This window comes from Amycolatopsis rubida (genome assembly GCF_900115345.1).
Classification (GTDB): domain Bacteria; phylum Actinomycetota; class Actinomycetes; order Mycobacteriales; family Pseudonocardiaceae; genus Amycolatopsis; species Amycolatopsis rubida.
Map to the genome: position 1 here is coordinate 373,603 of NZ_FOWC01000008.1, position 24,936 is coordinate 398,538.

Sequence of the window (24,936 nt, forward strand, 5' to 3'; positions counted from 1 at the left end):
CCACCTTTACCGGCGGAGGCTTCGTGACCAAACCGACGCGGTCCCGCGAGACCCGCGCCGACCAGGCGGACATCCAGGCGGTGAGCCGGGTCAGCCAGATCCTGTCGCTGTTCGACCCGGCCACGCCCGAGGTCACCGCGGTCGAGGTCGCCGAACGGCTCGGGCTGAACCGCACCACGGCTTACCGCTACTGCACTTCCCTGGTCGCGGCGGGGCTTCTGGAGCGCAGTGCCGAGGGCGGCTACGCGCCCGGCGGCCTGCTGTTGCAGCTCGGAGCGTTCGCGATCGGCCACCGGCGCGTGGTGAACCTCGCGCCCCGGCACATGCAGGCGCTCTCGCGGGCGACACAGACCAGCGCGGTGCTGAGCCTCTGGGGGCTGACCGGGCCGGTGGTGTCGCGGGTCGAGGAAACGGTGTCCACGATCGTTGTCGTGTCCGTGCGGGTCGGCAGCCACTTGCCGCTCGACACCGCGCAGAGCAAGGTGTTCCTCGCCTATCACGCGGACCAGTTGTCGATGGAACGGCTGATCGGCACCCTGTCGGGCACAGCGCGCGACGAACTGCGCGCCGAGGTCGACCGGGTTCGCGAGGCAGGCTATTGCTCGGCGATGAGCACGCCGGGCATCGTCGCGGTGTCCGCGCCGGTTTTCGACGAGTACGGGATTTGCGCGACCCTGGCCATCGTCGGTCCCGACAACACGCTGTCGATGTCGGACGACGCGCCCGAACTGCGCGTCGTCGTCGACACCGCCCGAGAACTGACGCACGAGCTGGGCGGCCACTACCGGCCGGACGACCGCCAGCGCGCGGTATAAGGAAGCCAGGCAGGCGAGGGCGGCGGCACGAGATCGGCGTACTCGCGGGCCCCGGCGACCGCGCTGCCGACGAACTCGCCGAAGTCCTTTCCCGCGAGGCCTTCGCCGACGCCAGCGACCAGTTCGCGCAGCACCGCGGGCCCGCCGATCCACAGTGCGGTGACGACCTCGACCGCTTGCGCTCCCGACGCCAGGAACCGCAGCACGTCGGCGGCGGTCCGGGCGCCGTTGGTGCCGATCAGCGGCGCGGCCAAAGCCTGATAGGCCTTGCTGACCCAATACAAGCTCATCGGCAGGCAGCCGGGCGATCCCCACGCTCCCCACGAGCCGAGTGCCGGGCCGCCGTCCGCGGCGGGCAGAAAGCCGGGGTACCGGCCGACCAGCCCGACGGCGTCCGCCCCGGAGGAGCGCGCCGCGCGGGCCAGCGCGACGACGTCTGAGGCCTGTCCGGGCAGCTTCACGAACAGCGGCACGCCGACAGCGGCGCGGACCGTCCGCACCGCGTCGCGCACAGACTCCACGTCGGTCAGCTGACGCACTGCGCGGGCCTCGCGTCCGTGCGGGGCGCCGATGTTGAGTTCCACCGCGGGCACTACAGCCGTCATCGCCCGTCCGATCCGGGCGGCCTCGGCCGGATCGCCGAGGGTGATGCTGCCGAGCACTGGACATCCGCGAGGTGCGCCGCGGGCGACGGCGGCGGCCAGGGTTTCGAGCCAGCCGGCCAGCTCGACCTGCGCGAGCCCGGAACGGTTCAGCAGCCCGTCCCGTCGCTCGGGCGGGCCCGCGCGGACGTCCCCGTCCGGGGAGACGAACGCGTAGTCCGCGATGTCCAGCTGCCGCCGTGCGGCGGCGCTTTCGTTCACCGACTTCGCCACGACCGCTCCGGCGCCCGCGTCGATGCAGGCGATCAGCCCGTCGAGCGTCATGGTGAGTTCGGAGGAGCCGACCCACACGGGGTTGGCCGCGGCGAGTCCTCCGACCTCCATCAGGACAGTGCCGGGATCGTGCGGTCGTCGGCCATGTCGACGTCCTTGGTTTCCGGGCCGAGGAATCCGCCGAGGCTGATCAGCGCGCCGGCCACGACCAGCAGCACCGCCGGGGCCAGGTGCGCGGGCAGGACGCCGTCGAACTGCTGGAGGTAGAACTGGTAGAACGCGGGCGCGATGAGGGCGAGGCTGTAGCCGACGCCGTACCCGGTCGACCGGATGCTCGCGGGGAACCGCTCGGTCAGGTACGCCGCGATCGGCCCGAACGTGCCGACGGTGAACACCCCGATCACGACGCCGAAGCCGAGCGCGGCGCCGAAACCGCCGTGCGAGGTCATCAGCAGGGTGTAGGCCCCGGAGCCGAGCACGACCACCGCCAAGCCGTAGCCGATGTAGAACGGCCGCCGTCCGATGCGTTGCGACAGCAGGCCGAACAACGGATAGGAGAGCGCGGCGGAGGCGTTGATCACGAGCATGGTGAGCGTGACCTCCTTGCTGGACAGCATGAGATGCGCTTTCAGCTGCGCCGGCGTCACGGCGGCTTCCATGTTCGTCGCCAGCCAGGTGCCGGTCATCAGCACGAACACCTGGCCCAGCGCGCGCGGGTACTTGACCAGCAGCCGCACGAGCGGCAGCTTGTGCTTCTCTCCGGTCAGCTGGACCGGCGGTTCGTGCACCTGCTTGAGGTAGTAGCGGAACAGCACGACCGCCAGCAGCCCGCCCACCACGAACGGCACCCGCCAGCCCCATTGCACGTAAGCGCTGTGCAGCCCGGTCGCGGGCAGCAGCTCCAGCATCAGCAGGGTGAGCGCGGCGATCACCGCGTAGGCCGCGGGGGAGGTCGAGGTGATCACCGAGGCGTAGAGGCCGCGTTTGTGCTTCGGGCTCCACTCCATCGCCAGCGGCACCGCCGTGGTGTACTCGCCGCCGAGGAAGATCCCGTCGACGAACCGCAGCCCGATGAGCAGGCCGACCGACCACATCCCGATCTGCTCGTGTCCGGGCATGCAGGCGGTGAGCAGCGTGGTGACGCCGAACCCGCCGACCGCGACCAGCGTCGTCCGCTTGCGCCCGACAGTGTCGGCGAAGTGGCCGAAGATCACCGCTCCGAGCGGGCGGCCGATCAGCGTCGAGGCGAACACCAGCGACGCCAGCAGTGCCGTCGTGCTCGCGCTCAGATTCGCCGCCTGGAAGTACGCCGTCGCCGGAGCCAGCACGACGATCGGCAGGTAGATGTCGAACTGGTCGACGAAGTAGGCGAGCGTCCCGCCGCGGACGGCGGCGCGCACCTTGGCGCGGTCGGGACCGTGCGGAGCGCCGGCGGGGACGGCGGTTTCCGCGGAGCTGGGCGGTGTGGACATCGGCGTCCTCCGGGCGGCTCGATCATTTCGAACTTGAAGTTCACCAAGTGAACCCGAAAGCACTCTAAGTCGACGAGGTGCGGAGCACAAGCGTGGTCGCGGGCTTGACATCCGGTCTTATAGTGAACTTTGACTTCATAATGCGAACGAAAGGTGCCTCATGAGCCCGCGTCCCGCTGTCGCCGCCGTCCTCGACGGACTGGTCGACCTGCACGTCCACTCCGGCCCCAGCCCGTTCCCCCGGCGGTTCGACCACGTCGAGGCCGCCGCGGACGGCGCCCGGATCGGGATGCGCGCGATGGTCGCCAAGTCCCACCACCACAACACGCAGATGGATGTCCTGGCGATGAAGGGCAGGCTCGAAGGCGTCCGGGCCCAGGTCTTCGGCGGGATCGCGCTCAACAGCACGGTCGGCGGGCTCAACGTGCACGCCGTGCGGATGTGCCTGCGCATGGGCGGCAAGGTCGTGTGGTTCCCGACCATTTCGTCCGGCCGCCACATCGACTGCCACCCCGAGGACGGCGCCTTCCCGACCACCACGGTGCCGCTGACCCTGGAGCGGATCGACATCGTCGACGGCGACGGCCGGCTCAAGCCTGCCGCACTGGAGATCCTCGACGAGATCAAGGACCAGCAGGCGGTGCTCAACGGCGGCCACATGTACCCCGAGTACATCCGCACGCTGTTCCAGGAAGCGCACGAACGCGGTCTCAAGCGCATGGTGGTGAGCCACCCCGACTTCGTCATCGGAGCCGACCCCGAACTCTGCCGGGAGCTGATCGGGCTCGGCGCGTTCATCGAGCACGAGGTCGGCATGTACGACCCCGAAGGCACCCAGAAATGGGACCCGAAGCAGCTGCTGACCTGGATCGAGACGCTCGGCCCCGAGCACGTGGTGCTGGCCTCGGACTTCGGGCAGAAGGCGAACCCGAAGCCGGTCGACGCGTGGCTGCGGGTGAGCGAGGCGCTGCTCGACCTCGGCCTGCCGGAGAAAGACCTGCGTCGCGTGGTGCGCGACAACCCGGCGTACCTGCTGAACCTCGACGCCTGATCGGCGATCCCGAAGCCTCTCCAGCCGGAAGGACGATTCCGTGTACGACAAGGACGATCCACGCTCGGCCCTCGCGACCGCGGGCCGGCCGGACGCCGGCGCCGACATCGCCGCCGCCCAGTATCTCGACCTGACCGCGACGCCGATCGTGCGGGCGCAGAACGTCGTGCTCATCCACACCGACGCCCGCGAGGGCGACGACCTCGACAACGGTGCGCTCGAAGGCGAACTGGCCGTCGTCGTGACCGATGCCTCGCCCGCGTTCACGGTGTTCACCGACGCCGGAGCGACCACAGTGGACACTCCGGGCCTGGTCGTCGTTCCGCCCGGCGCGTCCCGGATCAGCGTGCACGGCGACGGCCCGCTGGTCCGCCTGGTCGAAGCGACCGAGCCCGCCTGGCGCGACCGGGCGGCCAATGCGGACGCGTACGCGAAGGACCACGAACGCGTCGCACTCCTGCGGCGGTGGCCGGAACCGGCGGACGGGCCGCGCGTCCGGGTGTACCCGTTGTCGGAGGTGCCGGACGACCCGAAACGGTTCGGCCGGATCTTCCGCACCCGCTCGTTCATGGTGAACTTCCTGCCGCGGCAGGACGGTCCGCGCGACCCGCATCGGCTCTCGCCCCATCACCACGACGACTTCGAACAGCTTTCCCTTGCCGTGCAAGGGGAGTACGTGCACCACATCCGCACGCCCTGGCTGCCCGACCGCACCGGCTGGCGGGAGGACGAGCACGTGCGGATCGGCAGTCCGTCGGTGACGATCATCCCGCCGCCGACCGTGCACACCTCCGAGGCCGCCGACCCGGGCGCGAACCAGCTGATCGACATTTTCAGCCCGCCGCGGCAGGACTTCTCGGAGAAACCGGGCTGGGTCCTGAACGCCGACGACTACCCGATGCCGTGAGCGCCGCGCGACGCGGGGGAGGCGGCCTGTTCGACCGCCCGGCCACCCCGGTGGGCACGTGGCTGAAGATCGCCTCCGGCGAGCCGGTCGAGATCATGGCGTTCGCCGGGTTCGATTTCGTCGTGGTCGACCTGGAGCACGCGCCGCTCGACCTGCAGACCGCGTACCGGCTGATCAACACGGCCGCCGCGCTGGGGATGACGCCGCTGGTGCGGGTGCCGGACAAGACGCCCTCGACGATCCAGAAGATCCTCGACGCGGGCGCGATGGGCATTCTCGTGCCGCACGTGGACACCGTCGAAGAAGCGGCCGCGGTCGGCCGTGCGTGCCGGTTCCCGCCGGACGGCGTCCGCGGCGCCGGCGGCACCAGCCGGGCCGGGGCGTGGGGACTGCGCCCGGCCCCGGAGTACCTCGCGGCCGGAAACGACGACGTGCTCTGCATCCCGCAGCTGGAAAGCGTGGAAGCGATCAAGGCGGCGCCCGGGATGCTCGCACTGGACACAGTGGACGCGGTGTTCGTCGGCGCGGCGGATCTCTCGATGTCGATGGGTTCCACGCCGTCCTCGCCGGAGGTGCTGGAACTGGTCGCGTCGGCGATCGAGGCCGCGCACGCCGCGGGGAAGCGGTGCGGCCTGGCCTTCGGCGGGGTCCCGGAACGGGCCGCGGCGGCTGTGCGGGACGGCTGCGACTTCGTCATGCTGAGCAACGACACGACGATGCTGGCCGAAGCCGCGCGCGGGCTCGTCGCCGGATTCCGGGAGGCGTGCGGGTGAGCCTCGTCCTGCCGCGCACCGCCCTGTCGATCTCCGAACCGGACAGCCTGGACCACGACGGGGTCGTGCGGTTCGTCCGCGCTCTTGAGGAATACGGCCACCGCATGGTCTGGCTCCCCGAGGTCGCCGGGCGCGAGGCGTTCACCACCGCGGCGCTGGTGCTGGCGCGGACGGACCGGCTGATCGTCGGGAACGGGGTCGCGCGGGCGCTGGAGCGCGTGCCGAAATCGGCGGGGTCCGCGGCGCGCGACCTCGCGGCCGGGTACCCCGGGCGCTACGTGCTCGGCCTCGGCGTCAGCGGCGCGGTCCGCGAGCGCGGCACCGGGCCGTTGCCGTTCCTGCGCGCTTACCTCGACGGGATCGACCAGGTCGCGGCCGACGTGCCGCGGGTCCTCGGCGCCTACTCGGAAGGGATCACGAAACTGGCGGCGAACCGGGCGGACGGGCTGATCACCTTCCTCGTCCCGCCGGAGCACACCCGGTGGGCACGGGAAACGGCCGGCCCGGACCTGTTCCTCTCGGTCGTCCAGTGGGCGGTCGCGGGGCGCGACCGGGCCGCGGCGCGGGACGTCGCCCGGGAACGGCTCGCGTACTACTTGAAACTGCCGCACCAGATCGCGAAACTGACCAGGCTGGGTTTCACCAGCGCCGATCTCGCCCCGCCCGGATCCGACCGGCTGGTCGACGCGCTCGTCGCCTGCGGAACCCCGGAGCAGATCCGGGAGTCCGCGCGGGCCCAGTACGACGCGGGCGCCACCCAGGTCGCGCTCACCCTCGTCGGCCCGCTCGACGACGCGAAACTCGCCGCTTATCGCGCGCTCGCAGAGGAGAATTGATGCACACGGCCGAAAAAGTCATCATCACCACGGCGATCACCGGCTCGGTGAACATCCCGTCCCAGAGTCCGTATCTGCCCTTGTCCGCCGACGAAGTGGCCGACGCGGCGGTCGAAGCCGTCGAGGCCGGGTCCGCCATCGTGCACCTGCACGCGCGCGAACCCGACGGGCGGCCCACCGCGGACCCGGAGGTGTTCGAGAAGATCGTCGGGCGCATCGCCGGGCAGACCGACGCCGTCGTCAACATCACCACCGGCGGCGCGTCGTCGATGACGATGGACGAGCGGCTGGCCGCCGCGCGCCGGTTGAAGCCCGAACTGGCGTCGATGAACATGGGGACGATGAACTTCGTCTACTCGGGGATCGCGGACAAGGTGGCCGAGTGGCGCCACGAGTGGGAAGAACCGTACGTGCGCAACACGTATTCGCATCCGTTCGTGAACACCTTCGACCGGATCGAGGACACGCTGCGCACCCTCGGCGAGGCTGGCACCCGCTTCGAGTACGAGTGCTACGACATCGGGCACCTGTACTCGTTGGCGTACTTCGCCGATCTCGGGCTGGCGAAGCCGCCGTTGCTGATCCAAGGCGTGTTCGGAGTGCTCGGAGGCATCGGCGCGGACCACGCGAACCTGGAGCACATGGTGCGCATCGCCGACAAGCTCTTCGGCGACGACTACTGTTTCTCGGCATTCGCGGCCGGACGGGACCAGATGGCGTTCGGCACGCACAGCGCGTGGCTCGGCGGCCATGTGCGGGTCGGGCTGGAGGACAGCCTGTGGATCGGCAAGGGGACACTGGCGCGGAGCAACGCCGAGCAGGTCCGCAAGATCCGGGCGGTCGTGGAGGATCTCGGCAAGCCGATCGCGAGCCCGGCTGACGCCCGTGCGCTGCTGGGGCTTCGAGGAGGCACGGCATGAGCCTGCTGACGGGGAAAGCGGTGCTGGTCGTCGGGGCCAGTTCGGGGATCGGCGCGGACGCCGCGCGCGTCTTCGCCGCCGACGGCGCCTCGGTGATGCTGGTGGCGCGCACGGCGGAACCCCTTGCGGCACTGGCGAAAGACCTCGCGGCCGACGGCCACGACGTCGGCTGGACGACCGGCGACGTCTCGTCCGCGGACAGCGTGGCCGGATTCGTCGCCGCGACGGTCGCGCGGTTCGGCAGGCTGGACGGTGCTTTCAACAACGCCGCGGCGGGCCAGGCGGGCAGGCTGGACGAAGTGTCCGAAGAGGACTTCGACCGCGTCATGGCGGTGAATGTCAAGGGAACGTGGCTGTGCCTGCGCGAGGAGGTCCGGGCGATGGAACCGCGAGCGGCGGGTTCGATCGTCAACGTGAGCAGCATCGGCGGGGTGCGCGGCAGTTCGGGCATGGGCGCGTACCAGGCGACGAAGCACGCGGTGATCGGGTTGACCCGCACTGCCGCGCACGATTTCGGCCCGCTCGGCATCCGGGTCAACGTGATCGCTCCCGGCCCGACGGAAACCCCGATGCTGGACGAACTCCGCCGGACGATGCCCGCCGGGGTGGCGGCGAGAATCGCGGCCACCCCGCTCCGCAAGGCCGGGACGGGCGCCGAGGTCGGCTCGGCGGCGGCGTTCCTGCTGAGCGACCGGGCGAGCCACCTCAGCGGCGTGGTGCTTCCGGTGGACGGCGGCTTCACCGCGTGACGGGCGGAGCCGGTCTTTCCCGGCCCGGCGGTAGGTCGACGGGGAGCTGAGGCACTGCACCAGTTCCCCGTCGATTCCCGAACCGTGCCTGGCACCGCTCGGCGGATCGCGTTTGCTTGCGTGGATCTCGTCCGTGCCGAGACCCGACGAGCAAGGCGGACACCGTGCTCACCGGCCAGCGGATCGCCGGCGGTCACGGCTCGGCGATGTCCAGGGTGACCTTGGACATCGGGCAGCTCATGCAGGTCAGGATGTAGCCGTCGGCTTTCTGTCGCGGCGTCAGGCAGTTCGGCCCGTTCATCGCGACCTCGCCGCCGCAGAGCTTGACCATGCAGTCGCCGCAGTTGCCGACCGTGCACGAGTACGGCATCGGCAGCCCCGCCGCGAGACCGGCGTCGAGGAGCGTCTGGCCGGGCTCGACCACCACGGAGCCGACCTGCTGCGTATCGTCCTTGACGACCATCTCCTGCGGCGCGGCGGCCGTGACCGTCGTGTCCGCCCCGCTGGTGTAGCGCTCTTGGTGCACGCGGTCGTCCGGGACACCGAGCCCGGTCAGGACGCCCTGGACGGTGTCCATCAGCGCCTCGGGCCCGCACACGTAATACCGGGCGTCCTCCGACTGGCCCAGCTCGGCGAACCAGCTCCGCACGCCAGCGGCATCGAGTCGCCCGCGCTCCTGTGTCAGAACATGCGTAACCGACAGCCGATCGGGGTTCTTCTTCTCCAGCCGGAGGAGTTCGTCGGCGAAGAGGACTTCCTGCTCGCTCCGGTTGCTGTAGAGCAGCGCGATCCGCCCGGCTGCCGGCGCCGCGAGCAGGGTGCGGATGATGCTCATCATCGGCGTCACGCCACTGCCCGCGGCGACCATGACGACCTCGTGCGCCGCCGCGGGATCGGCGTGGAACGCCCCGGACGGACCGCGCACCGACAGCCGGTCTCCGGCGCGCAGGTTCCGGTGGACGTGGGTCGAGAACAGACCGCCCTCGACCTGCTTGACCGTGATGTCCAGCCGCGCTGCCCCGGGCGCCGACGACGCCGAGTAGGCGCGCCGCACCGGTCGGCCGTCGATGGAGGTGACCAGCGTGAAGAATTGCCCGGGCCGGAAGTCGAAGGAACCCGGGCGCTCGGCGTCTTCCAGCACGAGGGTGACCGCGCTGGGCGTCTCCCGGCGCACCTCGGCGATCCGCACCTCCCGCAACGGGTTCGTCGCCGCGGGCTCGGCGGCGGGACGCTGCGGCGAGCCGACCTCGACGTCCTCGTAGCCCTCCTTCCGCAGCCCGGACCGGTAGGCACGGTTCATCACCAGCCGAAGCAGCCCGCTGATCCCAGGGATCCCCGTGACGACCTTGAGCACACGAGCGAGCAGGCCGTTTTCGGCCTTGGCCAGATTCGCGGCAAGGTGATCCCCCACCAGCGCCATCAGGTCCGGCACCGTGCCGCGCTCAAGGTGCGCGGCCGGGGTCCACGCCCGCGAGCGCGCTACGGCGTCGCTGGCGGTCACCTCGGCGTGCTCGACGTCGATGAGCAGCGCCGCGTGCGGGGGCGTCCCGCGCAGCGCCATCGTCTCCAGCAGCGCGGGATCGTCGGTGATCGAGCCCCGGCCGCTGACGTGCAGCACGCCGGACCGTCCCGGGACGAGCGCGGCGAACGAGAGCTGATCGTCCTGGAGAAGGTTGTGGAGGCTGTCGGCGCGCTTGTTGCCCTTGCGGTCCGGGATGACGAGCGTCCGGCCGTTGAGAATCCGCGCAACGGTCTCCCGGTCCCCGCGCGGACTGGTGTCGCTCCCGCCCGACTTGTCCCAAGTGGACAGAGCGAGGAACGGTGCCGCGGCGAGGAACTCGGCGACGCCAGGTCCGCGCAGCGGGCCCTCGCCCTCGACCTCGGGTGCCGGCGAAGCGGGAGCAGGAGGCTGCCACAGGCGGGAGCGGATGACGGCCTGCGCGCAGTGCACGTACGCCTCTTCGACGTCGACGAACGTCTCGGCGCCCTTGCGCTTGGCCACGGAACCGTTGACGCGCAACGTTTCCCCGACGCCCGGCAGGAGGAAAACGAACGACACCGGGCCGTGCGCCTCGCCATCGGGCAGGATGAACGAGATCCGCGTCGGCGAATGGATGCGCATGAAGCCCGGGGCGCCGCCGATGAACGTCGTGCGGCTGACACCGCCGGCGTCGCGGTAGCCGAAACCCGCGAGCGGGCAGTGCGCCAGGACCGTCTTGCAGCCCTCGTCGAGAGCGCTGATCTGCTTCAGCATGATCATCGACGGCGACTGCCCCAGGACCGCCTCGATCTCGTCGGCCGTCGTCATGCGGCGGAGTGTGCTCAACTGCATGGAAAATCCCTCCTCGGCCAGGCACCGCGCGGCGAACCGCCTCCAGGACAAGGGATCCGGGACGCTGGTCTGGGGCGTCGTCGTGGCTGAACCAGCGGACTCGGACGCCGGGCGGCACCAGCGCGTCGCGGACGTCGGCCGCGCTCGGCGCCTCCAGGCAGACCTCCGCGGTCACCGCCGCCGAGGGCGACGTGCGCGTGGCCCAGCGACTCGCGCAGGCGCGCCTTCGGGGTCACGAGACGCCACCCGGGTTCTTGTTTTCGCAGCTCATAGCACTATTATGAGTATTAGCTCAGTTATTGGCTACTCGCTTTTGCCGCCGTCGAGGAGGACCAGGATGCCGTCAGCGGACCGCCGCTTAGAGCCACGTCGCAAGCCCCGCCAGGTGCGCGCCGAACTCACGCGCGAGCGCATCCTCACCGCGGCTGCTCACGTTTTCGCCGAGCACGGCTACGCCGCCGGCACCACCAACCGCATCGCCGAGCGCGCCCGCATCTCCATCGGCTCGCTCTACCAGTATTTCCCGAACAAGGACGCCATCCTCGCCGAACTCCTGATCCAGCACATCGACCGCGGCGCCTGGACCGGCGCCGACGAGTTCGACCTCTCGCCCGGGACACTGGAGGCGACGGTCCGGGCGCTCATCCGCGACGCGATCGACAACCACAGCGACGATCCCCAGCTTCTCCGGGTGATGATCGAGGAGGCACCGGTCTCCCAGGAACTGCTCGACACGATCGACCGGCACGCGAAACTGCGCACGGCCCAGGTCCGCGACGTCCTCACCCGGCACCCCGACGTCCGCGTGGGCGCCCCCGACGTCGCCGCGGAGATCATCCTGTTCACCGTGGAGATGAACACGCACAAGTTCATGGCCGCCCCGCCGCGGAACATCCCGGTCGAGACGTTCGAGAACGAACTGGTCGCCATGGTGACCCGCTACCTGCGCGGGGATCGGTAGGGGCGCACCTCCGCCGCCAGCGTCTCCTCGTCGTCCCGGGCGAACTCCCGGAGTCCGGACGCCGCGCACCTGCGCACGATGACACTCCATTTTCGTGCCGGTGAGGCACCGGCCGAACACCGCGACGGGCACCGATGCGGGCGCTGGAGTTCATGGCCGCACGCAGCCTCGACCGGTACCTGACCATCGAGGACCTTCCGGTGCCAGACGACCGGCACGGCTGTCCGGGCTCGCCGCCAGGGCCGGGCACCCGTCGGCACCGAGGGCTTTCGAGCGCCCGGTGCCGCGTCGGCTGGCCGCGTGCCGGGCCCGGGTCCGTCCGGCCGGGACGCCTTTTCGCGCCGGTGTCAGCCGGGTCCCTCGCTCGCGGCCGCCGGGGACGGCTCCACCGCGTCGCTGATCGCCGTGTCGGCGGAGTCCGTCTCATTCGGCTCGTGCCGGGGTGAACCGCAGGAGGTTTCCCGGCGGATCGCGTGCTTCCACCGCGGCCGCCGCGAGTTCGTGGAGGCGACCCGCCGCGGCGAGCTTCCGGATGTCGTCGGCGGACGGCAGCACGAGTTCGACGCCGACGAGCAAGGCGTGATGGTCGGTCGCCCGGCCGCGAGGAACGTGGTTCCGAGCCGAAACCGAGCAATGCGCAGGAGAACGGCTCGGTCGCCTTGAGCTGGACGTGCCCCATCGCGGTCCCGGCCGGGAACCCGTCGAACGGGCTGCCCGGCGACCACGGGGCACCCGTCGTGTCCGCGCCATTCGGAGCGGCGCGGGCCAGATGACGTCGACGCAGCAGGAGGGCGCGACGACGTGGCCGGTCAGCCGGTACTGGTCGTTCCGGCTCCGGAAATGCCGGACGAGCCGGCGCCTGCGGCGCGAAGCGGCCCGGGCTCGCCGAGGCGGGCGCCGTCCGCCGCAACCCCGGCGGCTTCGTCGGCTCGTCCGGCGGCGGCGCTGGCTCCGTACCCTCATCTGAGCGGCGGCGGCGCGGCAGATGCCCGGAAGTCCGCTCTTGGGTGGACGAACGGAGCAGTCGCGGCGACAGGTTTCGGACAAAATGCGGATCGCTGCTGGACCGGATTCGACTCGTCTCCGCACACTCGGCCGACAGTGGGTTTCTTTCCCCCCGGCCTTGGAGGAGTTCCGATGCGTCGAAGAATCGCCCTCAGCCTCACCGGTGCCGCCGTTCTCGCGGCGAGCCTCGCCGCCGTCGTCGCCCCCGCCGCCCAGGCTTCGCCCGGACTGATCGCGGCCATGCAACGGGATCTGGGCCTCAGCGCCCACCAAGCGAAGACCCGGCTCGGACAAGAACTGACCGCGTCGAAGCAGCTGCCCGCCGCCCGGCAGGCCGCCGGCGCGGCGTTCGGCGGCGCCTGGTTCGACCCGGAGCTGGGCAAGCTGGTCGTCGGCGTGACCGACCCCGCCGTGGCCGACGCGGTTCACCGCACCGGCGCGGAAACCGTTCCGGCGCACGTCACCGCCGCGGCGCTCGACGCGGCGAAGACGGCCGTCGACAACGCCGCGAAGGCGAAGCGCGCCCCAGCCGAGGTCAGCGGCTGGCACGCGGATCCGCGCACCGGCAGTGTGGTCGTCACCCTCCAGCCCGGCGCGCACGGCGCGGACGTCGACGCCTTCCTCGCGCAAGCCCGCGAAGCAGGCCCGGTGACCCTCGCGACCGGCCCCCGGCCGCAGACGCTCTCGGCAGGAACCGTCGGCGGGGACCCCTACTACATCAACGGAAACACGCGCTGCTCCATCGGTTTCTCGGTGCAGGGCGGCTTCGTCAGCGCCGGGCACTGCGGTGGCGCCGGCAGTTCCGTCGCCGGCTGGGACAACTCGGCGATGGGCACGTTCGCCGGATCCTCCTTCCCCGGCAACGACTACTCCTACATCACCATCGGCAACGGCTGGTGGACCGCCCCCGTCGTGCTCGGCTGGGGCACGGTCAGCGACGTGATCGTCCGCGGCTCGGCGGTCGCGCCCGCCGGCTCGTCGATCTGCCGCTCCGGCTCGACCTCGCACTGGCACTGCGGGACCGTGCTGGGCCTGAACGAGACCATCAACTACGCCCAAGGCGCGGTCTACGAAGCGACGCACACCAACGCGTGCGCGGAACCCGGAGATTCCGGCGGCTCCTTCATCACCGGCGACCAAGCCCAGGGAGTCACCTCGGGCGGCTTCGGCAACTGCAGCTCCGGCGGCGAGACCTGGTTCCAGCCGGTCAACGAAATCCTGCAGACCTACCACCTGTCCCTCGTCACCGGCTGACCTCGCCGGTTCGTCCTGAGCAGGGTGCCGGCCTCGCCTCCGGCCGGCACCCTGATCCGGGCAGCGGTACCCAGTTTCGTCCCCCGGCCATCCGGTCGCGGCAGGCAAGCGCGCCTTCCCCGAACCGGGCAACTCAGGCGCCCGGGGACTTCTGAGGCACCGAGCCGATGACACCGGCCGAACCCCCCTCAACCGCATTCTCCGCCGAAGTCCGGCTGTCGAGCGCGGAGCTGTCTCGAAAGCGGTGAGGACCGGTTTCCAGCGCATGGGCGAGTTTGCGCACCGGCGGGAGCAGCCGGACAATTCTTCAGCTAAAACTGGACAGTTTTAGCTGAAGAGTTCTACGCTGGGGGTCATGGCCGAAGATCTTTCCGCGACCGCGGTCGAAGGTGCGCGCAGGCTGCGCGTGATGGTGGGCAGGCTGCGGCGGCGCATCAAGTCCGTGTCGGGCGACACCGGGGTGACGCCGTCGCAGATGGCGGTGCTGAGCAGGCTGATGCTGGCCGGCGAGGCGACGATGTCCGATCTCGCCGCGGCCGAGGGCGTCCGCCCGCAGTCGATGGCCGCCTGGCTCGCCGCGCTGGACGAGGGGGGCTGGCTCAAGCGCCGCCCGGATCCCGGCGACGGGCGCCGCCAGCTGATCTCCATCAGCGACGAGGGATTGCGGCGCGTCGACGACGACCGCCAGGTGCGCACCGAGTGGCTCGCGAACGCGCTGCAGGACCGTTACGACGACGAGGAGCGGCAGACGATCGTCCGGGCGCTGACGCTGCTGGAACGCTTGGTGGCGGAATGACCGCCGCCGCAGCCGCGGCGCCCGCGCGGTCCCGGTTCGACCGCGGGCTGATCGTGCCGATGATCCTCGGGGTCGTCCTCAATCCGGTCAACTCGTCGATGATCGCGATCGCGCTCGTGCCCATCGGCGCCGCGTTCGGCGCGCCGCCCGCGCAGACCGCGTGGCTGGTGTCGGGGTTGTACCTCGCGACCTCGGTCGGGCAGCCGGTGATGGGCAAGCTCGTCGACACCTACGGCGTCAAACCGCTCTACCTGGCCGGTGCGGCGCTCACCGGCGTCGCGGGCGTGCTCGGCACGTTCGCGCCGTCGCTGGGCGTGCTCGTCGCCGCCCGCGTGCTGCTCGGATTCGGGACGTGCGCGGGGTATCCGGCCGCGATGTCGCTCATCCGGCGCGAGGGCGAGCGCACCGGCGTGGACAAGCCGGCCGGCATCCTGACCGCGCTTTCCGTTGCGGGACAGACGATCGCGGTGCTGGGCCCGACGGCGGGCGGGCTGCTGATCGGGCTCGGCGGCTGGCGCGCGGTGTTCTCGGTGAACATGCCGCTGTCGCTCGCGTGCCTGGTGTTCGGCACGCTGTTGCTGCCGAAGGCCGAGCGGTCGCGGACGAAGGCGGCGCGGTTCGACGTGCCCGGCATGGTGTTGTTCGCCGGGATGCTGACGGCGTTGCTGCTGTTCCTGATGAACCCGCATGTCAAGGACCTGTGGGTGCTCGGAATCGCGCTCGTGGCGGGGGCGCTGTTCGCGTGGCGGGAGCTGCGTGTCGCCGAGCCGTTCATCGACCTGCGGCTGCTGGGCGGGAACGTGCCGGTGCTGCGCACCTTCCTGCGGACGTTCCTGGCCTACGTCGTGTCATACGCGTTCCTCTACGGCTACACGCAATGGCTGGAGGAGGGGCGCGGGCTGTCGGCGTCGGCGGCCGGTTTGGTGCTGCTGCCGACGTTCGGGTTCGCCATCGTCGTCACGACGCTGACGGGGCGGCGGCCCGAGGTATGGCGCAAGCTCGTGGTGAGCGGCGTGTTCCTGACAGTCTGTTGTGGACTGTTGCTGTTCCTCGACGGGAGCAGCCCGATCTGGCTGCTCGTCGTGGTGGGCATCGTTTCCGGGGTGCCGCAGGGGCTCACGAACCTGGCGAACCAGAACGCGCTGTACTTCCAGGCCGATCCCGCCCGCACCGGCGCGTACGCCGGGTTGCTGCGCACGTTCGTCTATCTGGGCGCGATCGTCGCGTCTTCGGCGAACGGCGCGTTCCTCACCCACGGTGCGGACACGCCGGGGCTGCGGAAACTGGCTGTGTTCATGATCGTCGTCGCCGCGCTCTTCCTGCTGGCGACGCTGCTCGACCGGCAACTGCGCCGGCTCGACGCCCGAATCGGCGAAGAACAACACGAAAGGAAAGACATTTCCATGGCACTGACTACCCTCGACGAGCGGACCGCGCTGGTTGTGATCGACCTGCAGCAGGGCATCGTGTCCGCGCCGACCGTGCCGCACTCCGGGCCCGAAGTGCTGGAGCGCTCCGTGCGGCTGGCCGAGGCCTTCCGGGCGCGCTCGCTGCCCGTGGTGCTGGTGCGGGCGACGATGGCGCCCGACCAGTCGGACTGGGCACCGGGCCGCACGGACACCCCGAGCAGGGGTGCTGCTTCCCGTCCGGAAGGCTGGGACCGGATCGTCGGCGAGCTGGGTCCGCGCGAGGGCGACATCGTCGTGACGAAGCGGAACTGGGGCGCGTTCTTCGGGACGGACCTTGACCTGCAACTGCGCCGCCGCAACGTGACGCAGATCGTGCTGACGGGCGTCGCGACGAGCGCCGGCGTCGAGTCGACGGCCCGCTCCGCGCACGAACACGGCTACCACGTGACGCTCGCGACGGACGCGATGTCCGACCTCGACGCCGACACGCACCACCACAGCATCACCAAGATTTTCCCCCGGCTGGGTGAAACCGCCACAACGGAGGAAATCCTGACAGAGCTGGAGAAAACAGCCGGGGCGTGACCGCCGCGGCTGCGCGGACTGTTTGTTCGGCTTCATAGGATCCCAGCTACGGGCTCATGCCCGGCGAACCCCGGCCACGATCCCTCGCGGATCGTGGCCGGGGTTCGCCGGTTTGCTCGCCACAGCGGCTTCTTCACCCAGGACAACCCCTGCCGCTGGCACCGCGCGCCGGATGCGCCCGCCGGTGATCCTCGAAGTTCGAGAACCGGAAGCGACGGGATCGTCGCCGGTCGCCAAGCCGTCGCCGCGAGGTCGGGCGGACTTGGCGGCGGAGGCCGTCGCGGGCGACGAGGAGCGCGATGTCCGGGCGCATCGCGCGCAGTACGCGAGCGGGTCCGGCGCAGAGTTCGACCAGTCGTTCCGCGGGGTCCGGGCAGTTCGCGGTCCTTCGGGTCGCGGGCGGCAGGCGTGCTCCTTTCTCCGGGTATCGGAGTAAGAGCGGTTCGGGACCTCCTGCGGCGCGGAGAGTGCCGATGTATGCCCATTCTGGCGAAATACCGTTATCGCCGGGATTGCAGGTATTCGCCCGGACTTCGGCGCCGCGACGCTCCGGGTCCGCACTCCCGGCGATGTCTGCCGGTAGGGTCCGTCCGGACGTGCAGAGCCGATCGAGCGCATGCGGCGGGAGAAGACACGGGTGAAGCAGAAAACGACCGCGCCGGAGAACCTCGCCAGGTCCTCGCGGCCGGTCCGCGACACTGTGCGGCTGGGTCTGGTCGTCGGTGCGCTGGGGGTGGTTTTCGGGGACATCGGCACCAGCCCGATTTATACGCTGCAGACGGTTTTCAACCCGGCGGACCCGCATCCGGTGCCGGTGAGCTCCGGCAACGTGTTCGGCGTGGTATCGCTCATTTTCTGGTCCGTGACCGTTGTCGTGACCGTGACCTATGTGCTGCTGGCGATGCGCGCGGACAACGACGGCGAGGGCGGGATCATGGCGCTGATCACCCTGCTGCGGAGATGGAGCGGCCGGCGGGGCAGGCGGGCCGCGGCGCTGCTCGCCGGGCTCGGCATCTTCGGCGCGGCGCTGTTCTTCGGCGACAGCATGATCACTCCGGCGATGTCGGTGCTGTCCGCGGTGGAGGGGCTCAAGGTCGTCGACGAGGGGTTCGACAGCTGGGTCGTGCCGATCACCGCGGTGATCACGGTGACGCTGTTCCTTTTCCAGCGGCGCGGCACGTCGGCAGTCGGCCGCGTGTTCGGACCGGTGATGATCCTGTGGTTCACCGTGCTCGGCGTGTGCGGCGTGACCGGAATCCTGCGGCACCCGGACATTCTCAAGGCGCTTTCGCCGACGTATGCGCTGGGCTTTCTGGCCGGCCATTTCGGCATCGCGTTCTTCGCGCTGGCCGCGGTCGTGCTGGCGATCACCGGAGCCGAGGCCCTGTATGCGGACATGGGGCATTTCGGGCGCCGGGCGATCACGCGCGGCTGGCTGGCGCTGGTGTTCCCGGCGTGCATGCTGAGCTATTTCGGCCAGGGCGCGCTGATCCTGGAGAACCCGGCCAATCTCAGCAGCCCGTTCTTCCTGCTCGTGCCTTCGTGGGCGCGCCTTCTCCTGGTCCTGCTGGCGACCGCCGCGACGGTGATCGCCTCCCAGGCCGTGATCACCGGGGCCTATTCGGTCGCCTCCCAGGCCGCGCAGCTCGGCTATCTGCCGCGACTGCGGATCGCGCACACCTCGGAGACCGAACGAGGGCAGATCTACGTGCCGTGGGTCAACTGGCTGCTGATGGTGTCGGTGCTGACCCTGATCTTCGCCTTCCGCAGCTCGGCGGCCCTCGCCTTCGCGTTCGGCATGGCGGTGACCGGCACGATCACCATCACCACGCTGCTGTTCTTCTACCTCGCGCGGGCCAAGTGGGGCACTCCGCGCTGGCTCATCGCGCTCGGCGCGATCCCGCTGCTGGTCGTCGACCTGCTGTTCGTCGGGGCCAATCTGACCAAACTCGTGCACGGCGCGTGGCTGCCGCTGCTGATCGGGCTGACCGTGTTCACCGTGATGACGACGTGGCGGCGGGGCCGCGAGATCGTCACCGCCGAACGCGCCCGCCGCGAGGGCGCGCTGCGGGAGTTCGTCGAGCGGCTTCGCGACGGCTCCGCGGCTTCGCAGCGGGTGCCCGGGACAGCCGTGTTCCTCCATCGCGGCGACGAGACGACCCCGATCGCGATGCGGGCCAACGCCGAGCACAACCACGTGCGGCACGAGCACGTCGTCATCCTGTCCCTCGAAACCGAGCCGGTGCCCCGGGTGCCCGCGGACGACCGGCTCGCGGTGGACGACCTCGGCTACGCCGACGACGGAATCACCCACGTGACAGCCCGGTACGGGTACATGGAGACCCCGGACGTCCCCGGCATGCTGGCGCGGCTCGATCCGGAAGCGACCGAAGGGCAGCTGCAGCTGGAGGAAGCGTCGTACTTCCTGTCCAAGATCGAGCTGCAGCGGGGCCCGGAGCCGACCATGGCGGACTGGCGCAAGCGGTTGTTCATCGCCACGTCCTACGTCGCCGCGGACGCCGCGGAGTACTTCAACCTGCCCAGGGACCGCACGGTGATCATGGGTTCCCGCATCGACGTCTAGCCGGGGAACGGGGGTGCCGCGGACTGGCCCGCGTTGTTGACGACGTCAAGCGCAGGCAGAACAAGGAAACGTGACGAGCGACCGGGCACGCCTGGATGGAGACTGACGAGCGCGAACGAATAGCGGAACCGCCGTCCCTCGCGCGGTTCGCGGTGCAGCGCACCATCCCGGCGCGCGACAACGGAGGGACAGGCGATGAGCGAACGCGGGCCCGGCCCGTTCACCGCAGACCTCGTCGACCAGCCCTGGCAATGGGAACAGGACCCCGGCACGCTCGTCGGCTACGGCCGACAGACCCCCCGACGCGAAGGATTCCAGCACCAGGCCCGCGGCACCGACGACCAGCTCCGCTTCACCGTCTACGACATCACCGCGCCCCCGCCGACCCCGGCCGGCACCACCGCGGTGCTGATCGACCACCACGTCCGCACCGGCGAATTCGTCATCCAGCTCGGCCCGGACCACTGCGGAAAGGCACCGACGCCACCCGGACTACGCCTTCCACCTCACCAACCCGCGCGGCGTCCACCTCGGCGTGCTCTCCCCGGCCAAAGCCGCCATCACTGCCTACGAACACGCTCGGCCAACCCGCCGACGAAACCCTGATGGACGCGATCCCCGAAGACTTCACCGGTCCCTCCGCGGTCCGGCATCTCGTCGATCCCGGGGCCTCCGGCGAGTAGCGACTTCCGATGAACGACATCAGGGACATCAGCCTTTCAGCGGTAAACGTTGCCTGGAGCCAATATTGGCACCAGCTCCCGAACTGGCGGCAGCGGAACCCGGCCGCGGTGCGGTATCCTGCTGATCCGGAGCAGCTGCCCGGGAGTGCGCCGCACATTCAGGTTGTGGTCGACATCGTCCCGGGACGCCGCAGCATAACCAGGCCTTTGTCGTCGTGACATTGGGCGCGGGGGAGTTGCTGTGCGGCGGGATCGCTGTGGCGTTCCCAGTCCTCGCGACGAACAAGGAGCCGGTGGATCGCGTCCTCGTCCATGGTCGCCAGCCGCGGCCAGTCGTCGAGGCCCAGATGCCGCATGGGTTTGCAGGCACCGTCGGTGGCGAGCGCGGCCCACGGAACATCTCGGCTGGAAAGCGGCGCACGAGGGCGTGGTGCGCGGCGTCGGGGTCGGCCTCGGCGATCCAGTAGCCGCCGTCCCGGTCGCGGCGGGCTGCTTGCTGGGTCTGGAGTTCGCGCAGGATCGTGCGATGGGCGTCGTCGAATCCGGAGCCTTCGGCGAGCCGCTGGCGGTAGCGCCGGCCGGGTGCGAGGTCGAGTGCGCTCAGCCGGTCGTCGGTGAGCGCGGCGTCGGGCAGGACGATGAGGTTGTCCCCGAGGATGAGGACGTCGATCCACCCGGCGTGTTCGCGCAGGAGGGTGACCGTGCTCGACGGCGGGAACTGTCGGGAGTTCGGCTTCTGACTCGCGTCCGAGCCAGTCGCGCAGGCTTCCGCCGAGTTCCTCGGCGTAGCGGGCGGGCGGCACCGGAACCGGCACGAACGCCGACACCCCGTCGAACTGGATCACGGCACGGGACGTGGCGAGCACTCGGTCATCGCCGTCGTGGGCCGGGGGCAGTTGGCTGACGATCGCCTTCATCGGGCTCGCCGCCCTGCTCGCTTGTCTCGATGTTCTCAACGGCGCGGCTGTGCGGTCCATTCGTCCGAGAGCGCCGAGTACAGAACGGAATCTCGCCAGGCACCGTTCGTGAACACATGATCGCGAAGGACGCCTTCACGAACGAACCCCCGGCGCTCGACCACGGTGTGCGATGCGGCGTTGTCGGGGCCGATGGCCGCGGTGACGCGGTGGAGGCCGAGCAGCCCGAACGCGAATTCGAGCATGGTCTGCACTGTGTCGGTGGCGTAGCCGTGCCCCCAGTATTCGGCTGCGACGGCGTATCCGAGCTTCGCGGCCCGGACGCCGGTCAGGCCGAGGCGGCAGAATCCGATGAGGCGGTCGTCGCCGAGCCTCGTCATGCCCAGGCAGTACTCGCTGCGGGGTTGCAGCTTCGCTCGCCCGACGGCATCGTCGATCATCGCCTGAGCGGCGGCTCTGCTTCTGCTGTCGAACGAACGCGGATTCGCCGTCGGAGGAACGGAACTCGCGCAAGCATGTCAGCGCACCGGAGAGGGAGACCGCGATGTCGAGATCGTCCTGGTTCGTGGTCACCGGGGAGCGCCAATCGTTGTGCGGTGAAGTGCCTGATCGAGTCTCCCCGTTCGTTGGCGGCCCGGCTCTCGGGGGCAACCTGCAGAAGATGCCGTTCAACATGGTGCACCGCGGCAACCGCTCCGTGCGTCCGTCGCGCTGTCGGCAGCGCCGTGACGGCTGTCAATGCTTCGGCGGCACCCTCGACTTCTCCGCGGTTGATGCGGGAGATGGCGAGCGCGCACCGGCCTCGTCGCCGAATGCCCGGTCGGCCTCGTCCGCGGCCTCGTAGGCGCCGACTCTGCCGCGACCGGTCCAGCGGGAACGGCCAGGGGGCGAGATGTCCGGACCAACGCCGTTCCTACTCCAGTACGGGGGCAGTTTCCTCCACACAACGTCGCTTCCCGACGGGACTGTCTGTTCGACGTCCGCTGGGGGTAAGGGCGCGCGACCTGCGCGAGATCGCCCAGTCGACTGAAAAGCGGACCTGACTGTTGTGGCAAATGCGAACCAGGGCAAGAATCTGGCCAGAACGGCCCGAACAGCCACTCAAATCAGGCCCTTCACACGATGGGAGCAAAGTCGTGAAGAAAACTCTCGTAACCCTCGTGACAACGTGCGGTGTCGCCGCCCTCTTGTTGACACTAAGCCCCACCGCGAATGCCACACCGAATCCTGCTGGTTACCGCAACGGAGAAATACTCCCCGTAAACCTCGACGGCTACATCGAATGCTATTGCAACTACGGTCCGACATGGCGATGGAAACCGGTTTTAGAATACGGATCTATATTTATTAACGACTGGGAGGCGAGGCTTGCCGATGTCATTGATTATGGCTACGTCTACCATAACGGAGTCAAGGTGAACCTGTATCAAAAGTAAAGAATCAAGGCTTGGCGAGCGGGTTGATCATGGTGCGGCGTGTTGCCGTGACGTGCGGACGGGCACTTGGCAGAGGGAAGGTGCCTAGTACTTGCTGATCTGGTCATGCTCTTGCTGGCTGGCGGCGTAGCCGGGTGCGCTGATGGAAGCAGCGGGCGCGGGCTTGGTATTGGCGTCGCCACCAGATCCAGTGCAGGTGGTGGGTCTTGGGTAGATGTCGGCGGGTGAGAACAGGCTTTTGATCTCGGCGACGGCGAGGGTGATCAGTCCGAGGTCTTGCGGTGGCTGGTCGCCGGGTGTGGTCGGCAGGGCCGGGGCGGCAGGCGTTTTGACAGATGGGTTTCTTTGCCAGGAGTTGATTTCCGGAAGACGTTAAACGGACGTGGTCGGATGGTCGCCTTCCCCGATTGGTCCCCCCGCGGGTTGAACCTGGTGGAAGGTTGGTTCGCGGAGGTGACCGACCGCAAACTGCGTCGCTCGGCCCGGTGCGGCGGCAGGGAACTGGAGATGACGTTGATGCCTTGGATCGCCGATGGAACGAGAACCCGAAACCGTTCGTGTGAGTCAAAACCGCCGGCGAAAGTCTGAATAGCCTGGCCCGCTGCTGTGCTCGGATAATCAAACGATCAACGAATCAGAGCACTAAGCGCTGTCTCGTAACCCGGTGGATGGCCGTGACGGCGGGTAGTTGATCATGTCCGTGTGCAGGTGATCTCGTCATCGAGCCCAGAGTGGATCCACCCGTTCACCGGGTTGCAGCCCGCCCGGTTCCGCAAGCTCGTGCGGGTGGTGGCCGTGCGCGGTGGTGAGGACATCGCCGACGGCCGCCCCGGCAGGCAGTGGGCATTGTGCCTGGCGGATCGGGTACTGCTCGTGGCGACCTGCTGGCGCACGAATCTCCGGATGCGCCAGATCGGACCGTTGTTCGGGGTTTCGCACTCCGCGGTGCACCGGGTCATCGACGCCCTCGGCCCGCTGCTGGCACTGGCCCCGGTCCGCCGCCGACGGGTTGATCAGATCGCGATCGTGGACGGCGCCCTCGTCCCGACCCGCGACCACCGACTGGCGGCACCGTCGAAGAACTACCGATACTCCGCCAACCTGCAGGTAGCCGTCGACGCCGACACGCGCCTGGTCATCGCCATCGGGGACCCGCTGCCGGGCAACCGCAACGACTGCACCGCCTGCCGCGATTCCGGCATCGAACAGAAACTCGCCGGCTGCCCGGTCCTGGCTGACGGCGGCTACCAAGGCAACCCGGCGGTGATCATGCCCTACCGCAAACGCCGCGACAGGCAACCGCTCAAAGCCTGGCAGGAAGACCTCAACACCACCCACCGCACGATCCGCGCCCGCGTCGAACACGCACTCGCCCGCATGAAGCTGTTCAGCATCCTGCGCGACTACCGCCGCGCCGCCAGCACACTCGGCGACACCGCATCCGCCATCGCCAACCTGCACAACATCATCCTCACCGGCTGACCACGCCATCACCGGCAAGCACTCCAAGATCAGTTACGAGACATCCCTTAGCTCATCTCAGCCAGCTTTGAGGCAGCGTCGAAATTCATGAGTGCTGACAGGCGAACAGGTATCTCGGCCGTCAACCTGTGAGGATGACCTTTCCATGGCGGTCGTACCTGCGGACGTGCTCCAGTGCTTGTCTGACCTCGTGGAGTCGGTAGGTTGCCGCGATTCGTGGTGTGAATCCCGTTGTGCCGAGTAGGCCGACGGCGTGTTCGGTGAGTTCCGCGCGGGCGTCGGCGGTGAGACGATCGAGGTGGCGGGGCAACCAGAATCCGCGGACGGTGATGTCGGCGAACACGAGTTCGTGCGGCGTGACGTTGATCGCGCCGCCGTCGAGCATCCCGTAGACGATTATCTGGCCACCGGGTCGGACGCAGCGGACCGCGGCGTTGCCGGTGCGCCCGCCCACGGCGTCGAGCGCGCCGTGCAGGCCGAGTCCGCCGGTCACCTCTCGCACTCGGTCGGCGAGCGACTCCGAGGCGAGGTTGACCACAGTTTCCGCGCCAGCGCGGGTGAGTGCGTCGGAGTGACGGGCGTTTCGGACCACGCATACGCAGCGGATACCGTTGCGGTGTGCGAGGTGGAGGATCATTCGCGACAGTGCCGACGCGGCAGCGGTGATCAGCAGCCATTGGCCGGGGCGCAACGCGAGCTGCCGGACCAGCAGGAGGGAAGTGAGGGGATTGATGGTGAGTTGGCAGGCGAGTTCGTCTGCCAGCCAGTCTGGTACTGGGATCGCCTCCTCCTCCGGCACGGCGATGTACTCCTGCCAGGTGCCGATCGCTGAGACCGCCACACGTTGACCCGCGCGCCGGCCCGCGGCCCTGGTCTCCTCGATCGTTCCGGCGCCCTCGAATCCCGGCACGGCGGGCAGGTCTGGCGCGCGCCCGTAGCGCCCTCGGATGAACAGCTCGTCGGACGGGTTGATCGGACGCGCCCGGAGCCTGACCAGGACCTCCCCGTCGTCAGGGTGTGGCCGGGGCCGGTCGACGACGGTGACCACGCACGGTGGTGGGCCGGTGCGGGTGAACACGACGCTGCGCATGGCG

At 69.6% G+C, this 24,936-nt stretch carries 21 protein-coding genes and 1 pseudogene; 14 read left to right on the plus strand and 8 right to left on the minus strand.

The annotated features are described in order from the left end of the window. Nucleotides 1-23: 23 nt before the first annotated feature. Complete coding sequence (locus BM362_RS29215; RefSeq protein WP_067595668.1) at nt 24-815, plus strand: IclR family transcriptional regulator; 792 nt, start codon at nt 24-26, stop codon at nt 813-815. On the opposite strand, the gene BM362_RS29220 is transcribed toward BM362_RS29215, so the two are convergent. Both BM362_RS29220 and BM362_RS29225 read right to left on the minus strand, forming a co-directional pair. Next, the gene (locus tag BM362_RS29220; RefSeq protein ID WP_093575298.1) at nt 782-1,801 is read right to left on the minus strand and encodes a hypothetical protein; all 1,020 of its coding nucleotides are present in this window, start codon (nt 1,799-1,801) and stop codon (nt 782-784) included. The two genes, BM362_RS29215 and BM362_RS29220, sit on opposite strands and share 34 nt — an antisense overlap. After that, nucleotides 1,801-3,162 (minus strand): MFS transporter, encoded by a 1,362-nt coding sequence (locus BM362_RS29225; RefSeq protein ID WP_093575299.1) that lies wholly within the window; start codon nt 3,160-3,162, stop codon nt 1,801-1,803. Before BM362_RS29225 ends, BM362_RS29220 begins: the two co-directional genes overlap by 1 nt. A 160-nt stretch (nt 3,163-3,322) precedes the next feature. Here BM362_RS29225 and BM362_RS29230 point away from each other — a divergent pair, with 160 nt between their 5' ends. The 6 genes from BM362_RS29230 to BM362_RS29260 are packed head-to-tail and all read left to right on the plus strand — an operon-like array spanning nt 3,323 to nt 8,398. Further along, nucleotides 3,323-4,213, plus strand: coding sequence for a DUF6282 family protein (locus BM362_RS29230; protein ID WP_093575300.1), 891 nt, complete (start codon nt 3,323-3,325; stop codon nt 4,211-4,213). Nucleotides 4,214-4,253: 40 nt separating this feature from the next. Continuing rightward, nucleotides 4,254-5,120 (plus strand): cupin domain-containing protein, encoded by an 867-nt coding sequence (locus tag BM362_RS29235; protein ID WP_093575301.1) that lies wholly within the window; start codon nt 4,254-4,256, stop codon nt 5,118-5,120. Then, nucleotides 5,117-5,893, plus strand: a complete 777-nt coding sequence (locus BM362_RS29240; RefSeq protein ID WP_093575302.1) for an HpcH/HpaI aldolase family protein — start codon at nt 5,117-5,119, stop codon at nt 5,891-5,893. The genes BM362_RS29235 and BM362_RS29240 overlap by 4 nt, the downstream gene beginning before the upstream one ends. After that, entirely contained in the window at nt 5,890-6,729 is an 840-nt protein-coding gene (locus BM362_RS46470; protein ID WP_167545476.1) for an LLM class flavin-dependent oxidoreductase, read from the plus strand. Before BM362_RS29240 ends, BM362_RS46470 begins: the two co-directional genes overlap by 4 nt. Continuing rightward, complete coding sequence (gene kce, locus BM362_RS29255) at nt 6,729-7,649, plus strand: 3,5-dioxohexanoate:acetyl-CoA acetone transferase (protein WP_093575304.1); 921 nt, start codon at nt 6,729-6,731, stop codon at nt 7,647-7,649. The genes BM362_RS46470 and kce overlap by 1 nt, the downstream gene beginning before the upstream one ends. Continuing rightward, nucleotides 7,646-8,398 (plus strand): SDR family NAD(P)-dependent oxidoreductase, encoded by a 753-nt coding sequence (locus tag BM362_RS29260; RefSeq protein ID WP_067595638.1) that lies wholly within the window; start codon nt 7,646-7,648, stop codon nt 8,396-8,398. The genes kce and BM362_RS29260 overlap by 4 nt, the downstream gene beginning before the upstream one ends. A gap of 193 nt (nt 8,399-8,591) precedes the next feature. Here BM362_RS29260 and BM362_RS29265 read toward each other — a convergent pair whose 3' ends face one another. Beyond that, a complete protein-coding gene (locus BM362_RS29265) occupies nt 8,592-10,706 on the minus strand; it encodes a 2Fe-2S iron-sulfur cluster-binding protein (protein ID WP_244287319.1) in 2,115 nt (704 codons plus the stop codon). A 361-nt stretch (nt 10,707-11,067) separates the two neighbouring features. On the opposite strand from BM362_RS29265, the gene BM362_RS29270 reads away from it, so the two are divergent. Beyond that, the gene (locus BM362_RS29270; RefSeq protein ID WP_067595634.1) at nt 11,068-11,691 is read left to right on the plus strand and encodes a TetR/AcrR family transcriptional regulator; all 624 of its coding nucleotides are present in this window, start codon (nt 11,068-11,070) and stop codon (nt 11,689-11,691) included. Nucleotides 11,692-12,114: 423 nt separating this feature from the next. Here BM362_RS29270 and BM362_RS47685 read toward each other — a convergent pair whose 3' ends face one another. Then, on the minus strand, nt 12,115-12,267 hold the full coding sequence (locus tag BM362_RS47685) for a hypothetical protein (protein WP_157905167.1): 153 nt from the start codon (nt 12,265-12,267) through the stop codon (nt 12,115-12,117). Nucleotides 12,268-12,828: 561 nt separating this feature from the next. Between BM362_RS47685 and BM362_RS29275 the strand changes: the two genes are divergently transcribed. The 5 genes from BM362_RS29275 (at nt 12,829) to BM362_RS29300 (ending at nt 19,930) form a co-directional block, all read left to right on the plus strand. Beyond that, the gene (locus BM362_RS29275; protein WP_093575306.1) at nt 12,829-13,950 is read left to right on the plus strand and encodes a S1 family peptidase; all 1,122 of its coding nucleotides are present in this window, start codon (nt 12,829-12,831) and stop codon (nt 13,948-13,950) included. Nucleotides 13,951-14,305: 355 nt separating this feature from the next. Then, nucleotides 14,306-14,746: a MarR family winged helix-turn-helix transcriptional regulator gene (locus BM362_RS29280; protein WP_093575307.1), complete on the plus strand. Its 441-nt coding sequence runs from the start codon at nt 14,306-14,308 to the stop codon at nt 14,744-14,746. Then, the gene (locus BM362_RS29285; RefSeq protein ID WP_244287320.1) at nt 14,743-16,740 is read left to right on the plus strand and encodes an isochorismatase family protein; all 1,998 of its coding nucleotides are present in this window, start codon (nt 14,743-14,745) and stop codon (nt 16,738-16,740) included. Before BM362_RS29280 ends, BM362_RS29285 begins: the two co-directional genes overlap by 4 nt. A 637-nt stretch (nt 16,741-17,377) precedes the next feature. Beyond that, on the plus strand, nt 17,378-19,324 hold the full coding sequence (locus tag BM362_RS29295; RefSeq protein ID WP_244287321.1) for a potassium transporter Kup: 1,947 nt from the start codon (nt 17,378-17,380) through the stop codon (nt 19,322-19,324). Nucleotides 19,325-19,519: 195 nt separating this feature from the next. Next, nucleotides 19,520-19,930: a hypothetical protein gene (locus BM362_RS29300; protein ID WP_244287322.1), complete on the plus strand. Its 411-nt coding sequence runs from the start codon at nt 19,520-19,522 to the stop codon at nt 19,928-19,930. 235 nt (nt 19,931-20,165) lie between these two features. Here BM362_RS29300 and BM362_RS29305 read toward each other — a convergent pair whose 3' ends face one another. From BM362_RS29305 to BM362_RS50710, 3 genes and pseudogenes are all read right to left on the minus strand, one after another. Next, complete coding sequence (locus BM362_RS29305; RefSeq protein WP_093575310.1) at nt 20,166-20,363, minus strand: hypothetical protein; 198 nt, start codon at nt 20,361-20,363, stop codon at nt 20,166-20,168. 596 nt (nt 20,364-20,959) lie between these two features. Further along, a complete protein-coding gene (locus BM362_RS48410; protein ID WP_093575311.1) occupies nt 20,960-21,364 on the minus strand; it encodes a GNAT family N-acetyltransferase in 405 nt (134 codons plus the stop codon). Nucleotides 21,365-22,463: 1,099 nt separating this feature from the next. Next, a pseudogene (locus tag BM362_RS50710) lies at nt 22,464-22,678 on the minus strand (IS701 family transposase); the annotation flags it as partial. A 384-nt stretch (nt 22,679-23,062) separates the two neighbouring features. On the opposite strand from BM362_RS50710, the gene BM362_RS29315 reads away from it, so the two are divergent. Then, nucleotides 23,063-23,842 carry a transposase family protein gene (locus BM362_RS29315; RefSeq protein ID WP_093575312.1) on the plus strand — a complete coding sequence of 260 codons (780 nt, stop codon included), beginning with the start codon at nt 23,063-23,065 and terminating at the stop codon, nt 23,840-23,842. 121 nt (nt 23,843-23,963) lie between these two features. Here BM362_RS29315 and BM362_RS29320 read toward each other — a convergent pair whose 3' ends face one another. Further along, nucleotides 23,964-24,932 (minus strand): zinc-dependent alcohol dehydrogenase family protein, encoded by a 969-nt coding sequence (locus BM362_RS29320; protein WP_093575313.1) that lies wholly within the window; start codon nt 24,930-24,932, stop codon nt 23,964-23,966. Nucleotides 24,933-24,936 lie beyond the last annotated feature (4 nt).

Coding starts and splice junctions, on each gene's coding strand:
- BM362_RS29220 (WP_093575298.1), bottom strand. CDS start 1,801: ATGGAGGTCGGAGGACTCGCCGCGGCCAACCCCGTGTGGGTCGGCTCC.
- BM362_RS29225 (WP_093575299.1), bottom strand. CDS start 3,162: ATGTCCACACCGCCCAGCTCCGCGGAAACCGCCGTCCCCGCCGGCGCT.
- BM362_RS29230 (WP_093575300.1), top strand. CDS start 3,323: ATGAGCCCGCGTCCCGCTGTCGCCGCCGTCCTCGACGGACTGGTCGAC.
- kce (WP_093575304.1), top strand. CDS start 6,729: ATGCACACGGCCGAAAAAGTCATCATCACCACGGCGATCACCGGCTCG.
- BM362_RS29260 (WP_067595638.1), top strand. CDS start 7,646: ATGAGCCTGCTGACGGGGAAAGCGGTGCTGGTCGTCGGGGCCAGTTCG.
- BM362_RS29265 (WP_244287319.1), bottom strand. CDS start 10,706: ATGACGACGGCCGACGAGATCGAGGCGGTCCTGGGGCAGTCGCCGTCG.
- BM362_RS29270 (WP_067595634.1), top strand. CDS start 11,068: ATGCCGTCAGCGGACCGCCGCTTAGAGCCACGTCGCAAGCCCCGCCAG.
- BM362_RS29275 (WP_093575306.1), top strand. CDS start 12,829: ATGCGTCGAAGAATCGCCCTCAGCCTCACCGGTGCCGCCGTTCTCGCG.
- BM362_RS29280 (WP_093575307.1), top strand. CDS start 14,306: ATGGCCGAAGATCTTTCCGCGACCGCGGTCGAAGGTGCGCGCAGGCTG.
- BM362_RS29285 (WP_244287320.1), top strand. CDS start 14,743: ATGACCGCCGCCGCAGCCGCGGCGCCCGCGCGGTCCCGGTTCGACCGC.
- BM362_RS29300 (WP_244287322.1), top strand. CDS start 19,520: ATGAGCGAACGCGGGCCCGGCCCGTTCACCGCAGACCTCGTCGACCAG.
- BM362_RS29305 (WP_093575310.1), bottom strand. CDS start 20,363: ATGCGGCATCTGGGCCTCGACGACTGGCCGCGGCTGGCGACCATGGAC.
- BM362_RS48410 (WP_093575311.1), bottom strand. CDS start 21,364: ATGATCGACGATGCCGTCGGGCGAGCGAAGCTGCAACCCCGCAGCGAG.
- BM362_RS29320 (WP_093575313.1), bottom strand. CDS start 24,932: ATGCGCAGCGTCGTGTTCACCCGCACCGGCCCACCACCGTGCGTGGTC.